The 22,759-nt window shown below is 63.5% G+C and carries 19 protein-coding genes; 10 read left to right on the forward strand and 9 right to left on the reverse strand.

Annotated elements, in window-relative coordinates; all coding sequences use genetic code 11:
* Positions 1 to 242 precede the first annotated feature (242 nt).
* The 3 genes from QY049_RS18470 to QY049_RS18480 all read left to right on the forward strand — a co-directional run bounded on the left by QY049_RS18470 (position 243) and on the right by QY049_RS18480 (position 3,627).
* The gene (locus QY049_RS18470; protein ID WP_194480216.1) at positions 243 to 1,367 is read left to right on the forward strand and encodes a DUF2336 domain-containing protein; all 1,125 of its coding nucleotides are present in this window, start codon (positions 243 to 245) and stop codon (positions 1,365 to 1,367) included.
* A 25-nt stretch (positions 1,368 to 1,392) separates the two neighbouring features.
* On the forward strand, positions 1,393 to 1,638 hold the full coding sequence (locus QY049_RS18475; RefSeq protein WP_194480218.1) for a hypothetical protein: 246 nt from the start codon (positions 1,393 to 1,395) through the stop codon (positions 1,636 to 1,638).
* A 360-nt stretch (positions 1,639 to 1,998) separates the two neighbouring features.
* Positions 1,999 to 3,627 (forward strand): di-heme-cytochrome C peroxidase, encoded by a 1,629-nt coding sequence (locus QY049_RS18480; RefSeq protein ID WP_194480219.1) that lies wholly within the window; start codon positions 1,999 to 2,001, stop codon positions 3,625 to 3,627.
* A gap of 20 nt (positions 3,628 to 3,647) precedes the next feature.
* Here QY049_RS18480 and QY049_RS18485 read toward each other — a convergent pair whose 3' ends face one another.
* Positions 3,648 to 4,487 (reverse strand): class I SAM-dependent methyltransferase, encoded by an 840-nt coding sequence (locus tag QY049_RS18485; RefSeq protein WP_194480221.1) that lies wholly within the window; start codon positions 4,485 to 4,487, stop codon positions 3,648 to 3,650.
* Positions 4,488 to 4,648: 161 nt separating this feature from the next.
* Here QY049_RS18485 and QY049_RS18490 point away from each other — a divergent pair, with 161 nt between their 5' ends.
* Together QY049_RS18490 and QY049_RS18495 are read left to right on the forward strand one after the other, a co-directional pair.
* On the forward strand, positions 4,649 to 8,032 hold the full coding sequence (locus QY049_RS18490; protein WP_194480222.1) for an adenylate/guanylate cyclase domain-containing protein: 3,384 nt from the start codon (positions 4,649 to 4,651) through the stop codon (positions 8,030 to 8,032).
* The gene (locus QY049_RS18495) at positions 8,023 to 8,559 is read left to right on the forward strand and encodes a sterol desaturase family protein (protein ID WP_194480226.1); all 537 of its coding nucleotides are present in this window, start codon (positions 8,023 to 8,025) and stop codon (positions 8,557 to 8,559) included. The genes QY049_RS18490 and QY049_RS18495 overlap by 10 nt, the downstream gene beginning before the upstream one ends.
* 87 nt (positions 8,560 to 8,646) lie before the next feature.
* Here the strand turns inward: QY049_RS18495 and QY049_RS18500 are convergent, their stop codons facing one another.
* Positions 8,647 to 9,009 carry a hypothetical protein gene (locus QY049_RS18500; RefSeq protein ID WP_194480229.1) on the reverse strand — a complete coding sequence of 121 codons (363 nt, stop codon included), beginning with the start codon at positions 9,007 to 9,009 and terminating at the stop codon, positions 8,647 to 8,649.
* Between the two features lie 138 nt (positions 9,010 to 9,147).
* Here QY049_RS18500 and QY049_RS18505 point away from each other — a divergent pair, with 138 nt between their 5' ends.
* A complete protein-coding gene (locus QY049_RS18505) occupies positions 9,148 to 9,516 on the forward strand; it encodes a cupin domain-containing protein (protein WP_194480231.1) in 369 nt (122 codons plus the stop codon).
* Positions 9,517 to 9,648: 132 nt separating this feature from the next.
* Positions 9,649 to 10,014, forward strand: a complete 366-nt coding sequence (locus QY049_RS18510; RefSeq protein WP_194480233.1) for a response regulator — start codon at positions 9,649 to 9,651, stop codon at positions 10,012 to 10,014.
* Positions 10,015 to 10,203: 189 nt separating this feature from the next.
* Here the strand turns inward: QY049_RS18510 and QY049_RS18515 are convergent, their stop codons facing one another.
* Positions 10,204 to 10,368 carry a hypothetical protein gene (locus tag QY049_RS18515; protein WP_194480235.1) on the reverse strand — a complete coding sequence of 55 codons (165 nt, stop codon included), beginning with the start codon at positions 10,366 to 10,368 and terminating at the stop codon, positions 10,204 to 10,206.
* Positions 10,369 to 10,404: 36 nt separating this feature from the next.
* The gene (locus QY049_RS18520; RefSeq protein WP_301269803.1) at positions 10,405 to 14,574 is read right to left on the reverse strand and encodes a LuxR C-terminal-related transcriptional regulator; all 4,170 of its coding nucleotides are present in this window, start codon (positions 14,572 to 14,574) and stop codon (positions 10,405 to 10,407) included.
* A 151-nt stretch (positions 14,575 to 14,725) separates the two neighbouring features.
* Here QY049_RS18520 and QY049_RS18525 point away from each other — a divergent pair, with 151 nt between their 5' ends.
* Positions 14,726 to 15,052, forward strand: coding sequence for a nuclear transport factor 2 family protein (locus QY049_RS18525; RefSeq protein ID WP_194480238.1), 327 nt, complete (start codon positions 14,726 to 14,728; stop codon positions 15,050 to 15,052).
* A 1,500-nt stretch (positions 15,053 to 16,552) separates the two neighbouring features.
* On the opposite strand, the gene QY049_RS18530 is transcribed toward QY049_RS18525, so the two are convergent.
* From QY049_RS18530 to QY049_RS18540, 3 genes are read right to left on the reverse strand one after another with little or no spacing between them, the layout of a single operon-like run.
* Positions 16,553 to 16,930, reverse strand: a complete 378-nt coding sequence (locus QY049_RS18530; RefSeq protein WP_246755717.1) for a TadE/TadG family type IV pilus assembly protein — start codon at positions 16,928 to 16,930, stop codon at positions 16,553 to 16,555.
* Positions 16,927 to 17,391 carry a TadE/TadG family type IV pilus assembly protein gene (locus QY049_RS18535; protein WP_246755718.1) on the reverse strand — a complete coding sequence of 155 codons (465 nt, stop codon included), beginning with the start codon at positions 17,389 to 17,391 and terminating at the stop codon, positions 16,927 to 16,929. The genes QY049_RS18530 and QY049_RS18535 overlap by 4 nt, the downstream gene beginning before the upstream one ends.
* Positions 17,392 to 17,441: 50 nt before the next feature.
* Positions 17,442 to 18,749 carry a TadE/TadG family type IV pilus assembly protein gene (locus QY049_RS18540; protein WP_301269804.1) on the reverse strand — a complete coding sequence of 436 codons (1,308 nt, stop codon included), beginning with the start codon at positions 18,747 to 18,749 and terminating at the stop codon, positions 17,442 to 17,444.
* A gap of 268 nt (positions 18,750 to 19,017) precedes the next feature.
* Between QY049_RS18540 and QY049_RS18545 the strand changes: the two genes are divergently transcribed.
* Positions 19,018 to 19,374: a hypothetical protein gene (locus tag QY049_RS18545; protein WP_246755719.1), complete on the forward strand. Its 357-nt coding sequence runs from the start codon at positions 19,018 to 19,020 to the stop codon at positions 19,372 to 19,374.
* A gap of 275 nt (positions 19,375 to 19,649) precedes the next feature.
* On the forward strand, positions 19,650 to 20,018 hold the full coding sequence (locus QY049_RS18550) for a hypothetical protein (RefSeq protein ID WP_258765819.1): 369 nt from the start codon (positions 19,650 to 19,652) through the stop codon (positions 20,016 to 20,018).
* A 235-nt stretch (positions 20,019 to 20,253) separates the two neighbouring features.
* On the opposite strand, the gene QY049_RS18555 is transcribed toward QY049_RS18550, so the two are convergent.
* Together QY049_RS18555 and QY049_RS18560 are read right to left on the reverse strand one after the other, a co-directional pair.
* The gene (locus QY049_RS18555; protein ID WP_194480243.1) at positions 20,254 to 20,535 is read right to left on the reverse strand and encodes a hypothetical protein; all 282 of its coding nucleotides are present in this window, start codon (positions 20,533 to 20,535) and stop codon (positions 20,254 to 20,256) included.
* Between the two features lie 330 nt (positions 20,536 to 20,865).
* The gene (locus tag QY049_RS18560; protein WP_301269805.1) at positions 20,866 to 22,737 is read right to left on the reverse strand and encodes a ferrous iron transporter B; all 1,872 of its coding nucleotides are present in this window, start codon (positions 22,735 to 22,737) and stop codon (positions 20,866 to 20,868) included.
* Positions 22,738 to 22,759 lie beyond the last annotated feature (22 nt).

The raw sequence follows: 22,759 nt of genomic DNA on the forward strand, positions 1-22,759 counted from the left end.
CGTGGATGACCGGAACAAGGCCGGCCACGACGACTGGGGATGCATCCGCGCGTCAAACGCGGGTCTTGCGCGCCGGTTACCACATTCGCTCGCATTTGAATGAATTCTTGTCGGCAAAACTGACGTGACGGTTTTACTGGATTCTCGCGTTTGATCTCTAGCGTTGGTCCCAGAGGAATTCGGAGTCCTGCCCGCAAGAGCAGGACGGCGCCGAAGAACTTCCAAGAACTGGGGTGATCGAAATGGACGGGGCGAAGACGCTTCTACAGGACCTGGACGACGCAATCGCGCGCGGCACCGACGAGAGCCGGGCGAAGGCGTTGTGGCATGCGACGGATCTTCTGATCACCGGGCGCTACGTCGACGACGACATCAGCACGTTCGGCGAGGTCATCGGCCGGCTTGCCGACGAGATCGAAGTCGCCGCGCGGGCGCAACTCTCCGAATTGATGGCCGGCTGTGATCATGCTCCGCTCAACGTCATCGAGAAGCTCGCGCTGGACGACGAGATCGAGGTCGCAGGCCCCGTGCTGCGCGACTCCAATCGCATCGACGAGAAGGTGCTGGTCGAAAGCGCCATGACCAAGGGCCAGGCGCATCTGCTCGCGATCTCGCAGCGCGAGGCGATCGGCGAAGCCGTGACCGATGTGCTCGTCAAGCGTGGCAACCAGGAGGTCGTGACCTCGGTCGCCAGGAACGAAGGTGCGCGCTTCTCGGGCTCGGGCCTGCTGCACATGGTGCGGCGCGCCGAGGGCGACTCGATCCTCGCCGAGCAGCTTGGCTTGCGCAAGGACGTGCCGCGCCACATCTTCCAGCAACTCATCTCCAAGGCGTCGGAAGACGTCCGCCGCCGGCTCGAGACCGAGCGTCCCGAGATGATGTCGCAGATCCAGAGCTCGGTGACCGAGGTCACCGGCGATCTGCAGTCCAAGTTCGGCCCGTCCTCGCGCAGCTATTTCGTCGCCAAGCGCGTGGTGACGACGCAGTACCGGCAGGGCAACCTCAACCAGGTCTCGATCTCGAACTATGCGCGCCAGCACCGCTTCGACGAGGTGCAGATCGGCCTGTCGCTGCTGTCGTCGCTCCCGGTCGACGTGATCGAGCGGGCGCTGATGGACCGCAACCGCGAGATGATCCTGGTGCTGTGCAAGGCGCTCGATTTCACCTGGGACACGACGATGTCGCTGTTGTTCCTCGGCGCCAAGGATCATCTGATCACGGCGCGTGAGCTCCATGACAACGAGCGCGATTTCGGCCGACTCAAGATCGAGACATCGCGCAGCATTCTGAAATTCTACCAGTCGCGCAAGAACAGCGTCGGCGCCGATCCCGCGACGGGTCGTCAGCCCGAACTCCAGGTTCACTGAACGGGACATCGAGGGAGTATTTGCAATGTTGCCTCAATTCGGTACCGCAGTCCGCAAGAACAAGAGCCTCGCCAGGAACGTCACCGCCGAGATCGGCGGTGCGGCTCCCGAGAAGGCCACGGTCGACGCCGCATGGCTCGTGCTGGAAGCAGCCAACGACCTCGGCGACCACGCCGCGATCGAAGCCTGCCGCCGCGTCATCGATGCCGAGCTGAACGGCACGGTGCCGGGCAGCGCGGATACCGATCTCGTGGTTGGGTATTTCCGGTAAAGAGACTGAAGCCGTAGGACTTCTGACGCCGCCGGTTTCGTCGCGCCGACCGGCAGCGCGTCCCAATGCCCCACCTCTACCTTTGCGCTTATTTCAGACATGATGTAGCCTCCGCTTGCGGTCGCCGAAAGGCGGTCGCGGGCAATGGGGTTCGGAGCGGTCGCTATGGGCGGCGTGGCTTCCTTGTTGGCGATCTGGCGCAAGCGCGCAGGCGCTCCGAGCGTCGTTTTCTACATGACATTTTCTGGAAGGCCTCCGGTGCTGCACGTGGCGCATCGGTAGCGCACGATTGCTGATTGCCAGGTAGCGACGGCATTGATGCCGTCATGATTGAGAGCTTCACAACGATTGGAGCTGATTATGAAATTTGATGTGCGCGTAATATTGATTTCCTTCGCGGCCCTGTTTGGCGTCATCATTTTTGCTGCGGCCGAAGACAAGCCTCCGTCGGACAACCCCGTGCATCTGCGGCAGGGCTGGACGGCCGACACGGCCGATCGCTGGCATTTCATCTCTCAGGGAACAGCGATCTTCCCCTATGAATGGTTTCTCGCGCTCGAGCAGCCGGGCCAGCAGCCCGGGCAAACCGAACTGATCAGCGCGCCGGAGAATTTGCAGCGGCTCGGCTTCCTCGCCGAGCCTGCAAACCCGACCAGCAATCCCGATGGACTTCCCGTCGGGCTCTACAAGACGCAGGTCGATTTCCCCGATGGCAAGCACGCGTGCTGGAGGGGCAGCTGGCTCGGATTGGGCTGTGCGGGTTGTCACACCGGGCAAGTCAATTATCGCGGCCAGCAGATCCGCATCGAGGGCGGACCGTCCCATATCGATATCGGCGGCCTGACTGGCCAGCTTTCCGCCGCGCTTGCCAAGCTCGGGGATCCGCAGGTCGCCGCGCGGTTCATGGCGCGCGTGAAGCTTCCGGTTCCCGTCGTGACCGCGGGATTGGGATGCTTCGCTCAGCTTCCTTCGTTTCCGACCTCGCCCGGGACCCCGGATACGATCGGCGGGGCGGGGAGATTGGACGCGCATGGGGCAGGCCTGAACCAGCTTCTTGCCGGCCCCCTGAACGAGCCCAGGAATTATGCGCCGCTGACCGCGCCGGTGAGATATCCGGTGCTGTGGGATACGCCGCGCTTCAGCTGGGTGTTGTACAACGCGTCCATTCGCCAGCCGCTGACGCGTAACCTGATCGAGGCGCTCGGCGTCCAGGCGCCCATCAAGCATGACCCCACGATGCTCACGCTCAACGTGACCCATGCGGTCGAGATGGAGAATGTGGTCTGGGGACAGCGGGCGCTGATGGATTTGCGTTCGCCGCGCTGGCCCGATGCGATCCTCGGGGCACCCGATCTCAAGCTCGCCGCGCTCGGTCAGGCGCTGTATGCGAAGACATGCGCCAATTGCCATGCAGTTGCGCCGCCGGCCGCGGCCCCGGGGGCCTGCGACGAGATCCAGATCCCGGTGTTCGACCTCACGCAGATCGGCACCGATCCCGAGCAGGCGAAGACGTTCGCGAACCGCAGGGTCACGTTGTCGAAGATCAGAGGGCCGGACGATATCGCCAACTATGACGCCGCCAGGATCGTCACGGGTAACGTCGCGGAGCAATGGATCGCCAAATCCAACGACAATGCGGCAGCTGCGGCTGCGATCAATTGCGGGCGTCCAAACGAGTACCGGGGACTGCTCCAGTATCGCGCAAGGCCCCTTAACGGCGTCTGGGCGATGGCGCCCTATCTGCACAACGGCTCCGTTCCGTCGCTCCATGATCTCCTGCTGCCGCCGGAGCAGCGGCCCAAGACATTCTTTGTCGGCAATTGGGAGTTCGATCCGGTCAACGTCGGATATGCGATGGCGAGCGAGAGCCCCACCGCGTTCAAATTCGACACCACCTTGCTCGGCAATTCGAACGCCGGACACGCCTATGGAACGGATTTGAACGAGGACGACCGGAGGGCGTTGATCGAATATCTCAAGACGCTGTGAGCCCGCTGCAGTCCCTGCAGTCAGTCCTTGCGACAGGTGAAGCAGTAATAGGGACACGTGCCGTCGGCAAAGGATGCATGCAGCTGCGTGCCGGGAATTCCCGCGAATTCGTGCGATACGCCGAGCAGCACCCGCGGCACGATCTCGTCCGCCAGTGCCGTTCGCCGCGCGCCGTCGAGCTCCAGCGCGCGTGCCACGTTGGCGGTGATGTCGTCCTCGCAGGTGAGGCGCAGGCGCGACTTGGCCAGCGACTCGCGCGGATACACGTCTTTCGACCGGTCCTCGAAACAGGCCATCAGGAACACGCCGCCCGGCCTGAGCACGCGGTGGACCTCGTCCAGAAAGCGTCCCATGTCGCCATAATGCTGGGCGCTCTCGACGTTGACCACGACGTCGAACCTCTCGTCCGCGAACGGCAGGCTGAGCGCATTGCCGACCTGGAATGCCAAATTATCCTGATCGGCATAGCGCGCCTTGTTGAAGCGGATCGCCGGCTTGCAGATGTCGAGCCCGGTGTAACTGCGCGGATGGAGATAGCGCGCAATGTAGGATGCGCCGCCGCCGCGACCGCATCCGACCTCCAGCACATCCTTGCCCTCGATCGCAGCTCCCGACACCGTGTGGTGGTAGAGCTGGATCGCATAGCGATCGGGCTCGTCGACGGCTTGCAGCGCGACCTGCTCGCCGTTCAGCGAGGCATAGCCGTAATTGAGAAATCGGATCGCGGCGTCCTGGTCGAGACTGCTCAGCAGGGAGTACCAGGCGTTGGTGAAAAGGTGGCGCGCGGCGCGCGAATAAAACAGCTTTACGACGGCCTGATGTATCGGGTTCGCCGCTGTCGGATACGGATCCTGCTTCACGGATGAATACTCTCACGCGAAAATGGGGAACGCTTCCACCGGAAAGCATGGGCCAGTGCCTTCGATGCGTCAACAATGGCGACGCTTGCCTGCCACGATTGACTTCATTTCGAGGGGGCATATACTTTAGGTTTAGTACAGATAATGCTGGACCCGCGTGGATGACTGGGCAGGTTGCTGCCTGGTTGGAGAAGGTCGGCCTCCCTCAATACCAGAAGTCCTTTTCTGACCACGGCATTGATTTCGATATTCTTTCCGAGATTACGGATCGCGATCTCGCGACCATGGGCGTCGTGCTCGGGCACCGGCGCAGGCTGTTGCGTTCGATTGCAGAGCTGGACGTTCCGAAGGCGCGTCTCGTCGCACCCAAAGTGGACGCGGGCGCCGAGCGGCGGCAGCTCACGATCATGTTCTGCGATCTCGTCGGCTCGACGGCTCTGTCGCAGCAATTCGATCCCGAGGAGATGCGCGAGATCCTGCAGGCCTATCGCGAGGCGGCGACTGCCGTCATCGCGAGTTACGACGGCATCGTCTCGCGTCTGGTGGGCGACGGCATCCTTTCATATTTCGGCTATCCGTCCGCGCACGAGGACGATGCCGAGCGCGCCGTTCGTGCCGGGCTCGAGATCACTGCGGCGGTCCAGGCCATCGACGTGCAGCCGGGCTTGCGGCTGGAGGTGCGGATCGGCATCGCGACCGGGCTCGTGGTCGTCGGCGATCTCATTGCAAAGGGCGCCTCGAGCCGGCTCGAGGTGATCGGCGAGACGCCCAACCTCGCGGCGCGGATGCAGGCGTTCGCCGATCCCGGCTCGGTCATCATCGCGGCCTCGACGCGCCGGCTGGTCGGCAATCTGTTTCAGCTCCGCGAGCTCGGCACGCGCGCGATCAAGGGATTCAGCGATCCGGTCGAAGTCTGGGCGGTGGATCGTCCATCGCCGCTCGCGAGCCGCTTTGAAGCCTATCGCTGCGCGGGCCTCGCCGGATTCGTCGGCCGCGAGCACGAGCTCGAGCGCCTCGCCGAGTGCAGGCAGCGGGCCTGGCGCGGCCAGGGGCAGGTCGTGCTGATCTCGGGCGAGCCCGGCATCGGCAAGTCGCGACTTGCGGAGCATTTCCTCGATGAGCGGATCGGCGCGGAGCCGCACATCCGCCTGCGCTATCAGTGCTCGCCGCATCATCGCGCCAGCGCGCTCTATCCCGTCATCACGCAGCTCCAGCGCGCCGCGAAGATCAGCGCCGGCGACGGCAACGCGCAGCGGCTGCGCAAGCTCGAAGCGCTGCTCGGGCGCAGCGACCTGAAGACGCCGACGCTGGTGCCGCTGTTTGCGGATCTGCTGTCGATCGCCACCGGCGGACGCTATCCGCCGCTCGACTGGACGCCGCAGCAACTGCGGCGCAACACGCTGGCCGCGCTGATCCAGCGCCTGCAGCGCCTGTGCGCCGAGGCACCGGTGATCTGCATCGTCGAGGACCTGCATTGGGCGGACGCGACATCGCTCGAGCTGCTCGGGCTTGCGGTCAGGCTCGCCGACCAGCTTCGTCTGCTGCTGGTCCTGACGTTCCGCAACGAATTCAAGCTGCCATGGATGGGCCCGGCGAATTTGACGACCCTGGAGCTCGGACGGCTCAAGGAAACCGACGTCCAGCGCTTGATTGCCGAAGTGATCGGAAGTCGCGCGGTCCCGTCCGAGCTGGTCAGTCAGATCGCGGCGCGGACCGATGGCATCCCGTTGTTCGTCGAGGAGCTGACGCGCACCGTGCTCGAGATGGGCGTCCTCGAAAAGGGAGCGGGCGGCCGCTACCGGATCGCCGGCAGCCTGCCGCGCCTGTCGATCCCGACCACACTCCAGGATTCGCTGATGGCACGGCTCGACCGGCTCGGGCCGGCGAAGGAGATCGCGCAGATCTGTGCCGTCATCGGCCGCGAATTCTCCGACGGGCTGCTGCGCGAGATCGCCGACAGGGACGACGCCGAGCTCGATGCCCGGCTCGCCCAGCTCGAAGGCGCCGAGTTGATTTTCCGCAACAGGTCCGCGCCTGAAGGCGTCTATGCTTTCAAGCACGCGCTGGTGCAGGACACCGCCTATGAGAGCCTGCTCAGGAGCAGCCGGCGGCGCTTGCACGAGCGCATCGCGGTCGTGCTCCAGGAGAAATTCAAGGACATCGCCGCAGCTTCACCTGAGATTGCCGCGCATCATCTGACGCAGGCCGGTCTCGTCGAGGACGCCGTTGAGTGGTGGGGCAAGGCCGGCGACCGGTCCCTGCGCAGCTCGGCCTATCCCGAGGCGATCGCGCATCTGACCAAGGCCATCGGCCTTGCGGAGGGCCTGAGCGAAAGCCCCGCAGGGCAGAGCCGGCGGCTGCAATTGCAGATCGCCTATGGCAACGCGCTGATCGCAACGCGCGGCTATGGCGCGCCGGAGACCTCGGTCGCGTTCGCACGCGCGCGCGAGCTCGCCTCCGGGCTCAAGGGCGCCCCCGAACGGTTCGCCGCGACTTACGGCCTGTGGGTCGGAAGCCTCGTGCGCAGCGAGCTCGGATCGATGCAGGAGCTGGCGCAGGCGTTCCTCGACGATACCGCCGACCGGCCCGATGCGCCGGAGGCGGGGATCGCGCACCGTGTTTGCGGCATGACGCGCTGGTTCGAGGGCAATTTCGTCGATGCCAGGCGGCATCTCGAGCAGGCGCTCGCGATCTACCGCGACGAGCACGACCGCAATCTCGCGTTCCTCTATGGCCACGACTACGGCATCGCGGCCGCCATCTACCTCGCGCTGGTGCTGTGGCCGCTCGGCGAAGTCGATCGCGCCGAGCAATTGGCGCAGGAGGCGATCCGCCGTGCCACCGACAGTGGCCATATCGCGACGATGGTCTACGCGCATTTCCACAAGATCGTGCTCGACGCGGTGCGCGGCAATCCTGAAGGCGCGCGGCCCCATGTCGATGCCGTGATCGAGCTCAGCCGCGAGCACGGACTTCTGCTCTACACGCGGGCCGGAAAATTCTGGAACGGCTGGATCCGCTGCCGTCTCGGCGAGCCGGCCGCGGGACTCAAGGAGATGGAGGATTCCATCGCGCTGCCGCTGGTCGGCAAGATGGCAACCGGGCTCTACGTGCCCTTGACCTGGACGCTGCTGGCCGAAGCCAAGGCCGGCGAAGGGCAGTTCGACGAGGCGCTCGCGATCCTCGACGAGCAGCTCGCCGAGGTGGAGCGGACGGGGCAGGAGTGGTTCACGCCGGAGATCCAGCGCTGGCGCGGCGAGCTGCTGCTGCGCAAGGACCCGATCGATATCGTCGCCGCGGAAGCGGCGTTCACCCGGGCCATCGCGACCGCGCGGGCACAGCAGACTGCGACATACGAGCTGCGCGCCGCGCTCTCGCTGGCGAGACTCTACCAGGCGAGCGGAACGGATGCGCAGGCGCGGAGCGTGCTCGGTCCGGTGATCGGGACATTCACCAGCGCGAAGGAGTTGCCGGAGATTGTCGAGGCACGGGCGGCCATGGAGCGTTCCAGCAAGACCAGCCCATGCGCAAATCCATGCGACTGAAAACATTCTTGTACTTTGCCGATTTCGTGTTCTACCCCCTCGCAAGTGCCGCGCTGGTCGTGGTCGCGTTGCAGTTGAAAGAGCCGCTGCGCTGGGACGAGGCGGCGATCGGATTTGCCTGCGGGCTATTGCTCTGGAGCCTCGCCGAATACGTCATTCACCGTTTCGCCCTGCATGGTCCGGCCTATCTCGCCGCCCTGCACGACATGCACCATTCCGATCCGCGCGCGCTGGTCGGCTCGCCGCTCTGGCTGAGCCTGGGCTCGATCTGTCTGGGATCGTTGCTGCCGGTATGGCTGCTGGTCGGATTCGGCAGCGCCTGCACCGTCACGGCGGGACTGATGCTGGGCTACATCTATTTCGGTGCGCTTCACCACATCATCCACCATCTTCCGGTGAAGCGCGGCGGCTATCTCTGGCGGCTGAAGCGCCGTCATGCGCGCCATCACTACGGCCAGCGGCCGTGCAATTTCGGCGTGGTCACCAGCATGTGGGACCGCGTGTTCGGAACGTATTGCCCCGAATAGCCGGCGGTCGGCGCATGCTTCGATGAGTGCGGTTGCCAGCTACGTATTGCGGCCACTTCTCCCCGTCGGGGAGAGGTGGAAGCACCATCATCCGCAATTCCAGATCGCGCCGATCGGCGTCCGCGTCCAGCACGGACCGAAGCTGCCGCCGTTGTAGCGGGATCCGCCGAAGCCGGGCCGGCCGAAATAGCGCCACTCGCCGTCGTAGTAGCGGTAATAGCTCGGCACCGGGTCGATATACCAGGGACGCTGGTTTTCGCGCGCGTAGCGCCGGAAGCCGTTCTTCTGCATGAAGATCGGCTGGCTGTTGCTCAGCGGCTGGCGATAGCCCGGCAGGAAGCCGTAGCCGCGCCAGGCTTGCCCGTGCTTTTTGTGAATGGACGCCGCAGGTGCGGTGACCGGCAGCAGCGACAAAGTGACAGCAACAAACAGACACAGGAAGCGCGACATGATCAGACCATAGACAGCCGATGGCGGGAAAGCCATTCAAATCAGAGTCGGATTCACCTTGCACGCCGGTTCGAACATGGCGGCGTGCCCCGGTGAGGGTTACAAGTCGACAAGTGCTGGTTCGATGAAAGGTGCTCCATGGTTGAACGTTCCGACCGTCCCGAAGGTGCTCGGCAATCCGGCTTTGCCGGTGTCACGCGCAAGATTCTCGAACGTCTTCCATTGCCCGGCAACCAGGAGCTCATGGTCGTCGAGGTCACCTATCCGCCCGGCGGTGTCGCTCCGTTGCATCGGCATCCCGTCGCGGGCGCGATCTACATCGTCGAAGGCGTTGCCGAGTCGGCCTATGGCAGCGACGAGCCGCGGCAATATCGCGCGGGCGAGACGTTGCAGGATCGGGCTGATCTCCCGCACACGCACTTTCGCAATTGCGACCCGGATCGCCCGCTCCGCTTTCTGACCATCTACGTCCTCGAACCCGGGCGCTCCTACACGCTGGAGCCGTGAGCCGTCGCCCGTTGCCGGCGGAACCGACAGGTTTCATGCGCGCCATCGCGAGAAAGCCAAAAACGCGTGTTGCACTCCGCGCGCACCGGAACATTCACGTCGCGTCGGATCGCCGGCCGGCCAAAGGCAAGCATGTCGGAACCGCCGTCGATCCTGATCGTGGAGGACGAATATCCGCTTCAGGGCGTGCTCGAAAGTGCGCTGGCGGAGGCAGGCTTCGCCTCCGACATCCTCTCGTCCGGCGAGGAGGCGATGACGGTGTTCGTGGCGCGGGGAAAATATCACAAGGCGCTCGTGACCGATGTCTATCTCGGCGGCACGCTCAACGGCTGGGATCTCGCCCGAAGAATGCGGGAGAAGGATCCGGACCTTCCGGTCGTGTACATCACCGGCGGCGCCGGCGCGGCATTGTGGAGGTCGGAGGGCGTGCCCAACAGTGTCCTCCTCGAAAAGCCGTTCCATCCCGAACGGCTGGTTGCGGCGCTCATGAAGCTGTGAGCTGCCGCCATGTCGTCGACTATCTCTTCCGGCTTGCGTTCGGCGCCGCGTTCCTGCTGCTGGTGACACGACGGACGTGAGCGGACCCTGTTTCGGCGGCTCCAGGCCGATATCGACGATCGCCTCCAAGCTCGCGCGGAACGGGCCGCGTCGATCTCGGCCATGGCGAACACGCGCCGGATTTCGTCCTCAGGATTGCGGCTCGTCGCTCGCGAGAGCGCGAAGGTCGTCGAGAAGCGCGGCCTCTATTTCGCGGATATGCGCCGCCGTCGGCCCGGTCGGGAACTCCTTGGCGAGCTGGCGGCAGCGCTCGAGACGCTCTTCCAATATCCGCTTGTCCCGGTCCTGGTTCATGGCTCGAGCATATTCAGTCGATGAGAATGCAACACGTCAAAGCAGGTAGTCATGGGAAGCAGGTACGACCGCATGATGCGAACCGCCATTGCCGTGGCTCGCGGCATGCTCGTCCGGCGCAATGGCGGTCGCCTGGACGATCATATCGAGGTCCTTTTGCTGGCCGGGCGGAACGTGCGAATCGAGCAGGTTGTCGAGCTGTTGAGGTTCAACGACCGCGGCGGCGGGTGCCGTCGCCAAATTATCGAAGCGGAACACCAGTTCCGGATCTGCTCCGCTGGCCGCGGACGCAGCTTGAGCCGGCTGTGCGGCGTCGACCGCGCCGGTTGCGTCGCTCGGTACGACGATCTCGGCTGTATCAGGCGGGCTTGCAGGAGCCGACTGTGCATCGTGACCGGAGTTGCCGTGTTCGGTCGGGTCTGTCGTCGTCACTGCCGCTGACGCATCCGCGATGTCCGCAGCCGGATCGTGATGCCCGTTGCCATTCCCGCCGCTATTGCCCGGCGTGGGGTCGGCTTCAGCCGACGCCGTGGCCGCCGCCTTTGCAGGCCCTGGCTCCGACGCGTGCTGTGAGTTGCCGGGGCCCGCGCTGTCGGCCGTTGCGACGTCCGGATCGACGCTCTGAGTTGCATCTGGTGTGCTTGCAGAGGCTACCTCTGCATCGTGGCCCGAGTTGCCGTGTTCGGTCGGGTCTGTCGTCGTCACGGCCGCTGACGCACCCGCGACGTCCGCAGCCGGATCGTGATGCCCGTTGCCATTGCCGCCGCTATTGCCCGGCGTGGGGTCGGCTTCAGCCGACGCCGTGGCCGCCTTTGCAGGCCCCGGCTCCGACGCGTGCTGTGAATTGCCGGGGCCGGCGCTGTCGGCCGTTGCGACGTCCGGATCGACGCTCTGAATTGCATCTGGTGAGCTTGCAGAGGCTGACTCTGCATCGTGGCCCGAGTTGCCGTGTTCGGTCGGGTCTGTCGTCGTCACGGCCGCTGACGCATCCGCGATGTCCGCAGCCGGATCGTGATGCCCGTTGCCATTGCCGCCGCTATTGCCCGGTGCGGGGTCGGCTTCAGCCGACGCCGTGGCCGCCGCCTTTGCAGGTCCCGGCTCCGACGCGTGCTGTGAGTTGCCGGGGCCCGCGCCGTCGGTCGTTGCGACGTCCTGCCCGACACCGTCGGCTGCTTTCGACGCGTTTGCGGAGGCTGGGTGATCGGAGTTGCCTTGTTCCTTGTCGTGTGCTTCTGCCGCCTGGGCTGAGCCTTGCTCCGAAGCGTTCTGCGAGTTGCCGTGGCTCGCACTGTCGGCCGTTACGACGCCCGGTTCGACACTGTCGGCCGCGTCCGTCGCGTTTGCGGAGCCTGAGTGATCGGAATTGCCGTGTTCCTTGTCGTGTGCTTCTGCCGCCTGGGCTGAGCCTTGCGCCGAAGCGTTCTGCGAGTTGCCGTGGCTCGCGCTGTCGGCCGTTGCGGCATCGGGTTCGGCGCTGTCGGCCGCGTCCGTAGCGTTTACGGAGGCTGAGTGGTCGGAGTTGCCATGCTCCTTTTCGTGTGCCTGCTGCGAGTTGCCGTGGCTCGCGCTGTCGGCCGTTGCGGCGTCGGGCTCGGCACTGACGGCTGCGTCCGCGACGCTTGCGGAGGCCGAGTGGTCGGAATTGCCGTGCTCCTTGTCGTGTGCCTGCTGCGAGTTGCCGTGGCTCGCGTTGTCGGCTGTTGCGGCATCGGCGGTACTGACGGCTGCGTCCGCGACGCTTGCGGAGGCCGAGTGGTCGGAGTTGCCGTGCTCCTTCTCGTGTGCCTGCTGCGAGTTGCCGTGGCTCGCGCTGTCGGACGTTGCGACGTCCTGCTCGACACTGTCGGTTGCGTTGGCAGAGTTTGAGTGTCCGGAATTGCCGTGCTCGTTGTCGTGTTCTTCTGAAGCCGCGGCGCGATGCTCGCCGCTGCTGCCCGGTGCGGAGTCGGCTTCAGTCGCCCCTGTGGCCGTCACCACGCTCGTTTGGACGATCTCGCTCTGGGCCGTCGACGAGACACTCGTGTTCGCATTGGTCGGCTCACTCTTCGATGCGGGATTTTCATTTGCCGCAACCGTCACCCGATGAGCATGCACGACTGATGATGGGGGAGCAGACGCGGCAGGCGGGCCATCGCTCTCCTCCGTTGCATCCGCCGGATCGCCGGTGAAACTGACTGACCTCGCCGAGTTCCCTGAGCCGTCTCCGATCTGCCGGAACAGGAACCTTGAACCGTCGTCGGCCAGAATGCTCCAGGCGCCTGAAGTCCCGAATGCGCCGTCGCTCGATCCGGCGGTGCCCTGGACATTGTCGGTGCTCAGCGCAGTCTCTTCGGTTGCGATCGCCGATGGCAACGCTTGTTCGAGCTGCTCCAGTGTGACCGCGATGGAAGCGGCTTCCGGCTGAGCGACGAAATCCGACTCCGCAACGGAAACGATCCCCTGCAGATGGACTTCCACCAGGCCGCGATCGCCGATATCGAGGCTATGATCGGTCGAATTTACATAGACGATCGTTTCGTTGCTTGCGGCGTCGTAGATCCAGGCAAGGGTGTGTGGCGGTATCGACTTGCTTGCTGCCGTCATATGCAGCCAGGCGAGCGCTCCGAAAGCCTCGAGACTGATCCTGCTCGATCCGGATGCGAAATCGAAGGTGGAGGCGGACGAGGTCGAACTGGAATCGCTCGGGGGAGGCTGAACGGCGTTTTCACCAACGTGGCCCTCGATCATTTGATCGCGGCCATATGCTTCAGCGCCGGCATCGTGACCAAGGTCCGTTGAGCCAACGGGTTGGAGGTTGTCCCCCACGGCGCCATCGCCGGTTTGGCCCCGAGGTTCTCCAGCGGCGCTTTCGTGCCCGGTGGTCACACCAGCGGAAGGCTGGTGGGACTCAGGGAAAGCCGGGGCCGGGTCGTCGACATGATGAGAGCCCGCGTCGGTGATCGCGGCCAGTTTTGTCGTCGCATTTTCTCCAGCCGGACCCAGGAAACCGTCGATGGACCCTTTGCCCGCCTCGTGCGCCTGTGCGGCAAGATGCGGGTCGTTCAGCGCGTAGATCAACGCGCCGGTGAGAGCGGCGAAGGTGCCATACCCTCCTTGAAACGACATCGGATTGGAGGGAGGGGGTGGGAGTTGATGGTCCGGGGGCAGGTCACCAAGCTGCGCGTCGCTGGCACCTCTCGGCAAAAGCGCAGGAAGACTGGGCGTGCTCGATCCTACGGGACCGTGGTCATTCCACGGTTTGGGGCCTCCAACCTGCTCGGCCGCGCGCAGCGCTTCCATCGCCGTCGCCGCGGTCGTGACTTGGCCCATCTTGGCGAGAAAGTCTCGAAGGGTAGGCGGAGGCGTCTCGCTGGATTCCCAGGCGATGCGGTGCCGGAGAATGGCCTTCTTCCAGGGCTCATACTCCGTATGCTGGCTCGCGTGGCCGATGCTGCCGTCATTCGAAAGCCTGTCGTTCGCTCCCGACGCCTTGACCGCTTCCGACGCCTTGAGTTCGTCCTCGATGGCGAACGCCAGGAAGGCCAGCGCGAGGGTGCCGAAGACGGAGGTGCGTTGCAACAACGCGATGGTCGCGAGCACGGTCCTGTTGGTGATCTCGAGCTTCTGGAAAATATTGTGAAGGTGGACCTTGACCGTCCCCTGGGACACGTTGATCTGGCGCGCGATCTCCTTGTTCGACATGCCTTCCGACACCAGTCGGACAATTTGACGTTCCCGTTGCGTCAATTGCCCTAGCAGCTTTTCAATTTTGCCGACGTCAGCGTCCTTGCCGGCCGGCGAGAGATCGGACCGCTCCAGCGACACGCCGCGCTTCGCCATCAGCCTCAGCGATCGCAGCATCGTCTCGGGGGAGTCGTACTTCGAGATTGCGCTGCAGGCGCCGGCAGCAATGGCTGCGGCCAGTTCGTGGTCGGTGTCGGATTCGGTAAAGAACACCAGGCGCGTGGGAAGGTTCTCGGCTTTCACGATCGCCAGGATCTCGGATACCGTCAGATCCGGCAGGGTGTCCGCAACGAGCGCGACGTCGGGTGTCAGATTCCGGATGGCTTCGAGGCAGCTCGTCCCGTCGCTGGACGATGCGACCACGTCGAATTCCTGCTGCGCCCCCAATACCGACTTCAGTCCCTGCAGAACGATCGGTTGTCGGTCTACGATCACGAGCCGGATGCGCTGAAATATCCACTGCTTCGCAGTCACGTCTAACATGGACTGTGCCTCGGCCCGGCGATCTATGTCCTTCGGCATATGGCCGGGGCCGGGTGGGGGCATTAAAATACAATTAATCGTTGGTAGAAAGAGACTTAGCAGGGTTAACCCTACCTAAATCGCGCGTCTCGACGGTATACAGGTGTGGAATATGACCTTTGACCCAATGGCCGTGGCGGTTGACTGGCTGGATGCCTACCGCGCTGGGGATATTGAATCGATTTTGGATATGTATGCCGATGACGCCGTGGTTCGCTGCGGCTTCGGCTCGGTCAAGACCATCACCGGCCGCGAGGCACTTCGCGCCGATTGGATCGATCGCCTCCGCAAGTATCCGGCAGGCACGTTGGACGATCTCAATCCCTACCACGACGGAACCATTCTCTCGTACGTCACGAGTTCCGGCGTGGTCAGCGCGCTCTTTGAGTTCGACGCCGCTGGGCGGATCAAAGAGCTGAACCTGGCTCCGACCCACTAGACCCGCGGCGCGATCCGGGCGCCGCAACCGCGCGCTTGCTGGCCCCGGCAGCGCCAGGCGCCAACATCTGCTTCGAAATCACTCGCGGACATCGCAGGAACTTCCGGCAACGCGCGGCTTTGTCTGCCGCGCGTCTCGAAACGGGCGTGCCCGAAAGGACCGCCGGCGAAGAGGTGCGCGACGCCCATAGCCGGCGGATCCCAAGGGCGGACGCTGCCTCGACGGTCCGGAGTGTCGCGCAAGTTTTGGCGTCGATCCATCTGCACCGATGGAGTTGCGGACCGAAGCCGCAGCAAGCGATCGAGCATTGTCACTCGATCTCGAGGATCTGATCCGCGCGATCGAGGCTCGGAGCGTTTTGGGCTTCCTCCATCGAGGCGCTTCATAGATACCAAGCGGGCACTCTCACGATCCGACGTTCGAGGCGTCCTGCGGGCGTTCGAGAACGTTGCGTGCCCTGAGCGCGATCAACCACGGACGAGCGCGCCTATCAGGGCGCTGTCCGATCAAATCCTGGCCTTGGCTACGTATACCCCCGCGACGCATTTGTAGCGATCGATGTGCCAATCGTCCCCCCGGTAGATGGGATGAGCAGTCTTCCATCGCGCCAAGCTTGCTTGGCCGCCAAGCATGCAGCTCTGGAAAGTGAGCCTTGAATCCAACGCGGAATTTGTGACGACCACCTCAGTGCAGTCCTGGGCAGAAAGATGACAAAGCACAGCAACGACGGTGACGAACATATGCATAATCCAAATCTGTAGTCGGCCAGGCAGTAAATGAAGAGAACATACACTTATCGTTCAGTTGATAATGTAGGCGCGAGTCTGCTTACGGCGGCCGTGACCGTCGTTTGTCAGGATACTCAAAGCACCAATCTCATCGATGGCAGATCGGGAGATCGATGTGCCGCAAACCGCCCTGATGGCGGCCTCCTTTTCTCTGGGCAATCAAAAGAAGAAATCTGGAAGATGCGAAACACCGACCGGAGCTATGTGATCAACTTGGTCCAGGACGTGCTGAGGCAGCGTCACCTCGGCCAATGATGTGCCCGATGGGCCAGTTTGGACTGGTGGCAGTTCCGTTGGGAGGTGAGCCAGTGCTTGGTCCGGCGCGTGGTCAAAGACTTGAGCTGGAAGCGTTGATGGTTTTGCCATTACGAAACTCTCCAAGGAGGAAGACCCGCCCTCTGGAGGTTTCGTCTTTGCGGGACGTCAGAGGGCGGGCGGCAGAGATATCCGTATGCGTAGCGCCGAAGCGCCGAAAGAACGCTACGCTTGTCGGGAAAAAGTAGCAATTACCCTTTGAAGCCCCTTGATCTCGGGCAAAAGGGTAATTTGATACGGGGCGCCGGGGCTGGGCATTTGAGCACCAACATCATTTCAACCGGCAGGGGGCTGCTGCGAGGTAGCCCCTTTCGATTCAACCGGTGCCGGCTGAAAGAGCCCGCCAGCTGAGGCGGTCTCTTTTCATTGCTGTCGAACAACGCCGCGACAGCCGAACTCAACTCGGAAAGCACGCCTGAGCCGTTAGCGTCACCGGCGACAGATTGAGTATTTGTGGAAATTGGAACGCGTAACTTGCGCTCACCTGGTTGCCACAGTTCGACGCCGAATAAGCGAATGTCTGCGCCGGAAGGGCGAGTCCGAAGGCTTGCTGCGCGGCGTAGCCTGTGATGGCGCCGCTGTTCGGACACAGCGATGGATTGACGGTCGCACACCGCGCGGCCATTTCAGTCCCATGTTGAAGGCCGAGTTGAGTCCAGAAAAGCAATCCAAACTCGATGATGCCAAATAGGAACAGAAAAAAAACGGGGGCGGTCAGTGCAAATTCCAGCGCCGTTGTCGCCCGATTGTCTGCCCATATCGCTGCGAGCTTCACTGCAGCCTCGTCGTGGATTGGGCATTGTATGTGTACGCGACTGCGATGATCTGGTAGTTGATCAGTGTATAGTAGGTCGCTTGGGCCGAGACAGTCGCATAAGTACCAGCCTGCGCGCCGCCCGTGCAGACCGTGCCGGCGCTCACAACGCTCACCCCTGTGCCCGTCGGGCAGCCGTAGAATTTAACCGGTCCGGGTGAAGCCGTAACGGCAGTGGAGTTGGTTGCGCTCGTTACGGCGCTCGAGATGCCGCTCGCGTCAAAGCCGTGAATGATCGCGTATTGCGCTCCGGCTTGCGCCGCGTCCTCGACCTGCATCTTGCGAAAGACCGCGAGCCCGATGTCAGTCACTGAAACGACCATGAGCGACAGTATCGGGATCATGATCCCGAATTCGATGGCTGCGACGCCTCGCTCATCATGGATGGCAGCGCGCACGCCCCTCGCCAGGGCTTCGAACATGCGACCACGGCTTCCAGGTGACGATTTCCGAGTTCGCGTCATGGCCGACCTCATTCGACGAGTTGGGCAGTTTGCGAGCCGATCGTTGCAGTGCCGCCGAGCGCGGAGCAATCGACCTGGAGATTCGAGGTGCCGGTGAATGTCAGCGTGTCCGCAATGATCTTGGTGCACGAGGTACTCGTACCGTTGCCGCCGCTGAAACTGAGATTTGCCTTCGGCAGATAGATGGCTCCCCCGAAGTTCTGCGTGCTGCCTCCGGTGAGGTTGAAAGCGGTTCCGGCCGGCATCTTGCGGTCGCCATAGATGACGATTCCCTGCGTGGAGCCGCTGGTTGGCGCCGTCAGGTTGATGTTCGCGTTGCTGCCGATCGAAGCGGTTCCCCAGTCACTGCCCGAGCCCGTAAACACCAGGGTCACGCCAGTGCCGGTAATCGTGGCGTTGCCCGCGACGCTCAAATTGGCGCCGTCGAGGTAATAGATGCCGGGATTGAGGTTCAACGTCGCTCCGGCGTTGACCGTGATACTGCCGCTGTAGCAGCCGGGGTCGAGGGAACTGGTCTTCCCGTTGGAATTGACGGTGATCTTGGCGTTGGTGCAACTCGGCTCCGAGGGAGGAAGCACGTTCGCATAGGGATCGGCAATCGGTTGAACGTGCGTTTTAACGCCGTTGGTGGTCGTGATGCTGCTGGCCCCGGATACATCGCCGACCACTCCGACCTGGTTGGCAGAAACGGTCGCGCTGCCAGCAACGTTGAGCGATGGGCTTGCGCCGGAGTTGCTGTAGAGGTTGCACTTGATCAGATTGAGCTGGTTTCCTCCGCTTACGTTGACGGCTGGGCTCGCGCTCGAATTGAGTGCAAGCACGCAGCCTGTCCCGGAATTGGGGAGGGCAACCGCCCGCGCGGTGATGAGGACGGGATCCGAGCCGAACAACGCCGACAGCAGCCGCTGTTGTGGCTGACTCACGACGACCTCGATTGCCTGGAGATTGGACGTATAGCTGCCGGCTTTCGGCGGATTATTTACCGCAACCGTGACGTTGTTCACCGAATTCGAGTAGCCGTAGTTCGCTGTGACGGCGTCGGCTTCCGCCAATATATCCCCGCCGGCGCTTGCGGCCGTTGCAGCGCTCACGGCGCCGGAGTCGGCCGCACTTTGCATGTTCTTGTGCTTATAGTACCACCATCCGACCTCGGTTCCGAGGCCGGCCGTGCCGACCAGAACGGGCATCAGCAGCGCGGAAATAATGACGTAGCTGCCCGACTGATCTCGGACAAATTGCCGGAATATCCCACTGGCGTCGTGGCCTGTGATTTTTCGGTGGGGCGGCGAAGCGCGCAGTGTTTGTCTGATATCCATCTGTCCGACCCGATGCCGCTTGCCATCTTTTCCCGATGTGAGCTTCGCTTGGACCGATTTAAGGCTACCTCAATGGGCCGGGTAAAATTTTAACGAGGCATGCGAGCAAGCTGGTGGCGGGAATTGGGGTGGACGGGTCAACCCGCGCTCAAATGTTCTCGTTGGGCCGCTGGTTGCCTGTACGTATCTTGACTCAAATCAATCGTTATCCCGCGCGTTTCGAGATCGATTGCCATGGAAGCGAGTTCATCCCTGACAGGAGGCGAGGATGCGGGTGTTGGCAATAGCTGCTGTCTTGAGTCTGACGCCGGTTTCGGCTTACGCCGTCCCGGACTGCCGGGTCACCGGCAACCCATCCGTGTTCGGCGTCGATATGACGGCTTACTTCGCGGTCAGGTCGGGTCAGACGTGCAATTTCCCGATCCGGATTCCGGGAGCGATGCGTAGCTCGGGCGTTTCCCGCAAGCCTGCGCACGGGACGCTCAGGCAGCTCAACGTCACGACGTTCAGGTATACCGCTGCATCCGGTTACAAGGGCAGCGATGCGTTTGCGATCTATGGTGAAGGCGAAGGTCCGTACGGCTCAGGCAGGTCGGTCATCTCGGTGAATGCAACGATCGAATAGGCGGCGGTCCTGATGCCGCGCTTCGACCGACCGACGATAACCGGCCTCGGCCGGCTATCCGCATTGGCGCCGTTGACGAGCACATGCAGATCGCCCCGACGCGCAGCAATTCGGGATGCATCCAGTCTCGTCCAGCGTCGGGAAGCATGACATGCGGCGATCCCCGAGCGCACGCGGGCGTTGATCTGGATCAACGCCGTTTTTGAACGCGCGTGGCTTTCTTGCAGGCGACGTAACGCGACACCGCCAGGGCAGTATTAGAGACGGAGGCAGATATGAACGCCGCTCTATTTTCGCTCGCGCTGCTTGCGAGCCCTTCGTTGGTGGAAATCTCGGATCGAATTCCGGAGCTCAAGGTCGAAGCCTTGTGCAAGGCGACGACGGAGACCGACAAGGCCATGGGATTGGCGCTCGCGCAGAGCTTTGCCGATTGCATGCGGGATGAGACCGCGGCGCAGCAACAACTTGGCACGCTCTGGGCGACGACGAGGCCCGCCGTCCGCAACGCGTGCGAGAGCGAAGCCACCATCGTTGGCCAAAGCTATGTCGATCTACTCACCTGCATTCAGATGACGGACGTTGCGACTGCGACATCGACGACGCCGGCGCTCAGGGGCGCGAGCAAAAATCGAAACAGGCAATAGAAGCCATTGCTGCACCGACGGCCTGTTGATTCAGTTCGACAACGGTACGATCCCGGAGCGCGACATTCCACCGGCCCTGCCGCGTGTGCGCGGATGATGATCGGGCGTATGCGAGCCTGCGCGCGGCAACCCGAATTGCCGGGACCGCGGGGCGAGCCGCGATGACGCGCGGCTCGCCCCGTCCGGTATTGACGCAGTCCAGTTCAACGGCTTGCGCGCCCTCGTACCGGCGCCCTCAATAGCACGGCGGATAGGGGTAATACCCACAAGCCCGGCGATAGCCGTAGGCCCCGTAGGCAGCAGCTCCCGCCGCCGCCGCGCCGTAATACGCCCGCCGATGGACCCTGCGGTTGACGCCTGCGACGCTCATCGGCGTAAGGGGGCGCCCGACGCGGGCCTCGGCGGTGTCGACCGACACGGCGACCGTCGCCATCGGCGAGTAGTGAAACGACAGGGGCGCTGCCGTGAACAGCGCAGCGGTGACGAACAGTCCGATCAGCTTGGCACGTGCACTCATGTGCTCTCTCCCATTGCAGGACGACGCAATCGTGACAGGCCGATGAGGGGGACCATTGAGACAAATCAATGCTGCCGAACTTCCAAATGGAGTTCGTGCGCGATCGCGACGTCGCAGGTCACGGGGCTTGCCGTATGGGCCGGCACAGGATGCAAATGTCAGCGCCCAACCCGGATCGCCCATGCTGCCATCATGCGCCTGTTTTGTCCGACGGGTCAACGGATTTTCCGAATTTTCGTCCGGCAACCTTCGCGCAGGCGCAAGCCGTTGATTTCACGACCTCGTCTACTGTGCATGGGGTTGTTTTCGCAGTTCTGGTCTCGAGAGAGGCTAGCCCGCGCCGAGTGCGACCGCGAAATTGTAGGTCAGCAGGCTCGCCGCATAGGCCAGCACCAGCATGTAGGCGAAGGTCGCCGCCATCCAGCGCCAGCTGCCGGTCTCGCGCCGGATGACGGCGAGCGTGGAGGCGCATTGCGGAGCGAAGATGTACCAGGCCAGCATCGACAGCGCGGTGGCGAGCGACCATTTCGTCGCCAGCACCTGGCCGATCTGCTCGGCGGCTTCCTTGCCGCCCTCGATCGCGTAGACGGTGCCGAGTGCAGCGACCGCGACCTCGCGCGCCGCCATGCCCGGGATCAGCGCGACCGCGATCTGCCAGTTGAAGCCGACGGGATGAAGCAGCGGCTCGATCGCCTTGCCGATGATCGCGGCGAGGCTGAAGTCGATGGCGGGTTCGGTGCTGCCGGCGGGCGGCTGCGGGAACGAAGCCAGGAACCAGATCAGCACCATCATCGAGAAGATCGTGGTGCCGGCGCGCTGCAGGAACATCTTGGCGCGGGTGTAGATGCCGATCAGGATCGATTTCAGCCGGGGCATCTTGTAGTCCGGCAACTCCAGCATGAACGGCGCCGGCGCATAGTCGCGCAGCATGAAGAACTTGATCAGGAACGAGACGGCCAGCGCGCTGACGATGCCGGCGGCATAGAGCCCGAACATCACGAGGCCCTGCAGGTTGATGAAGCCCCAGACGTCCTTGGCCGGAATGAAGGCGGAGATGATCAGCGTGTAGACCGGTATGCGCGCCGAGCAGGTCATCAGCGGCGCGATCAGGATCGTGGTCAGCCGGTCGCGCTTGTTGTCGATGACGCGCGTCGCCATGATGCCGGGAATGGCGCAGGCAAAGCTCGACAGCAGCGGAATGAAGGCGCGGCCGTGCAGGCCGGCGCCGCCCATGATGCGGTCCATCAGGAACGCCGCGCGCGCCATGTAGCCGAAATCTTCCAGGAGCAGGATGAACAGGAAGATGATGATGATCTGCGGCAGGAACACGATGACGCTGCCGACGCCCGAGATCACGCCGTTCTGAAGGAAGCTCTGGAGCAGGCCGTCGGGCAGGGTGGCGTGCACGAACTCGCCGAGTGCGTCGAAGCCGGATTGCAGCAGCTCCATCAGCGGCTGCGCCCAGGCGAACACCGCCTGGAACATCACGAACAGGATCGCCGCGAGCACGATCAGGCCGCCGACCGGGTGCAGCACGATCGCATCGATCCGCGCGGTCCAGGTGTCGGGCCTGGCAGGCAGGCTGACGCAGTCCGAGATGATGCGGTCGGCCTCGCGCTGGGTCGCGCGCAACTCGGAGACGCTGAGTGCGCGCCAGCTGTTCTCGGCCGGCTCGGCGGCGAGCTTGGCGGAGATCTCGTCGGTCAGCGCGAGCAGGTCGGCCGTGCCGCCCTTGCGCACCGCGATCGAGGTGACGACGGGTACGCCGAGCTCCTTGGCGAGCCTGACGACGTCGACGGAGATGCCGCGGCGGCTCGCGATGTCGAACATGTTGAGCACGAGGACCATCGGCCGGCCGGTGCGCTTGAGCTCCAGCAGCAGGCGGATGGTCAGACGCAGATTGGTGCTGTCGGCGATGCACAGCACGAGGTCAGGCACGATCTCGCCGGAGGCCTTGCCGAGCACGAAGTCGCGGGTGATCTCCTCGTCCGGGCTGCGGCCGCGCAGCGAGTAGGTGCCGGGCAGGTCGACGACGGAGACCTGGCGCCCCTGCGGGGTGACGAAGAACCCTTCCTTGCGCTCGACCGTGACGCCCGGATAGTTCGCGACCTTCTGCCGGCTGCCGGTCAGGGCATTGAACAGCGAGGTCTTGCCGCTGTTTGGCGTGCCCACCAGGGCGAGATGAAGCAGGGGTAATTCCATGGATCGAATATCCGGTCGCGCT

Source organism: Bradyrhizobium sp. WYCCWR 13022, from assembly GCF_030435535.1.
Taxonomy (GTDB): Bacteria; Pseudomonadota; Alphaproteobacteria; order Rhizobiales; family Xanthobacteraceae; genus Bradyrhizobium.

Coding starts and splice junctions, on each gene's coding strand:
- QY049_RS18470 (WP_194480216.1), top strand. CDS start 243: ATGGACGGGGCGAAGACGCTTCTACAGGACCTGGACGACGCAATCGCG.
- QY049_RS18475 (WP_194480218.1), top strand. CDS start 1,393: ATGTTGCCTCAATTCGGTACCGCAGTCCGCAAGAACAAGAGCCTCGCC.
- QY049_RS18480 (WP_194480219.1), top strand. CDS start 1,999: ATGAAATTTGATGTGCGCGTAATATTGATTTCCTTCGCGGCCCTGTTT.
- QY049_RS18490 (WP_194480222.1), top strand. CDS start 4,649: ATGACTGGGCAGGTTGCTGCCTGGTTGGAGAAGGTCGGCCTCCCTCAA.
- QY049_RS18495 (WP_194480226.1), top strand. CDS start 8,023: ATGCGACTGAAAACATTCTTGTACTTTGCCGATTTCGTGTTCTACCCC.
- QY049_RS18500 (WP_194480229.1), bottom strand. CDS start 9,009: ATGTCGCGCTTCCTGTGTCTGTTTGTTGCTGTCACTTTGTCGCTGCTG.
- QY049_RS18505 (WP_194480231.1), top strand. CDS start 9,148: ATGGTTGAACGTTCCGACCGTCCCGAAGGTGCTCGGCAATCCGGCTTT.
- QY049_RS18510 (WP_194480233.1), top strand. CDS start 9,649: ATGTCGGAACCGCCGTCGATCCTGATCGTGGAGGACGAATATCCGCTT.
- QY049_RS18515 (WP_194480235.1), bottom strand. CDS start 10,368: ATGAACCAGGACCGGGACAAGCGGATATTGGAAGAGCGTCTCGAGCGC.
- QY049_RS18520 (WP_301269803.1), bottom strand. CDS start 14,574: ATGTTAGACGTGACTGCGAAGCAGTGGATATTTCAGCGCATCCGGCTC.
- QY049_RS18525 (WP_194480238.1), top strand. CDS start 14,726: ATGACCTTTGACCCAATGGCCGTGGCGGTTGACTGGCTGGATGCCTAC.
- QY049_RS18535 (WP_246755718.1), bottom strand. CDS start 17,391: ATGTTCGAAGCCCTGGCGAGGGGCGTGCGCGCTGCCATCCATGATGAG.
- QY049_RS18540 (WP_301269804.1), bottom strand. CDS start 18,749: ATGGATATCAGACAAACACTGCGCGCTTCGCCGCCCCACCGAAAAATC.
- QY049_RS18545 (WP_246755719.1), top strand. CDS start 19,018: ATGCGGGTGTTGGCAATAGCTGCTGTCTTGAGTCTGACGCCGGTTTCG.
- QY049_RS18550 (WP_258765819.1), top strand. CDS start 19,650: ATGAACGCCGCTCTATTTTCGCTCGCGCTGCTTGCGAGCCCTTCGTTG.
- QY049_RS18555 (WP_194480243.1), bottom strand. CDS start 20,535: ATGAGTGCACGTGCCAAGCTGATCGGACTGTTCGTCACCGCTGCGCTG.
- QY049_RS18560 (WP_301269805.1), bottom strand. CDS start 22,737: ATGGAATTACCCCTGCTTCATCTCGCCCTGGTGGGCACGCCAAACAGC.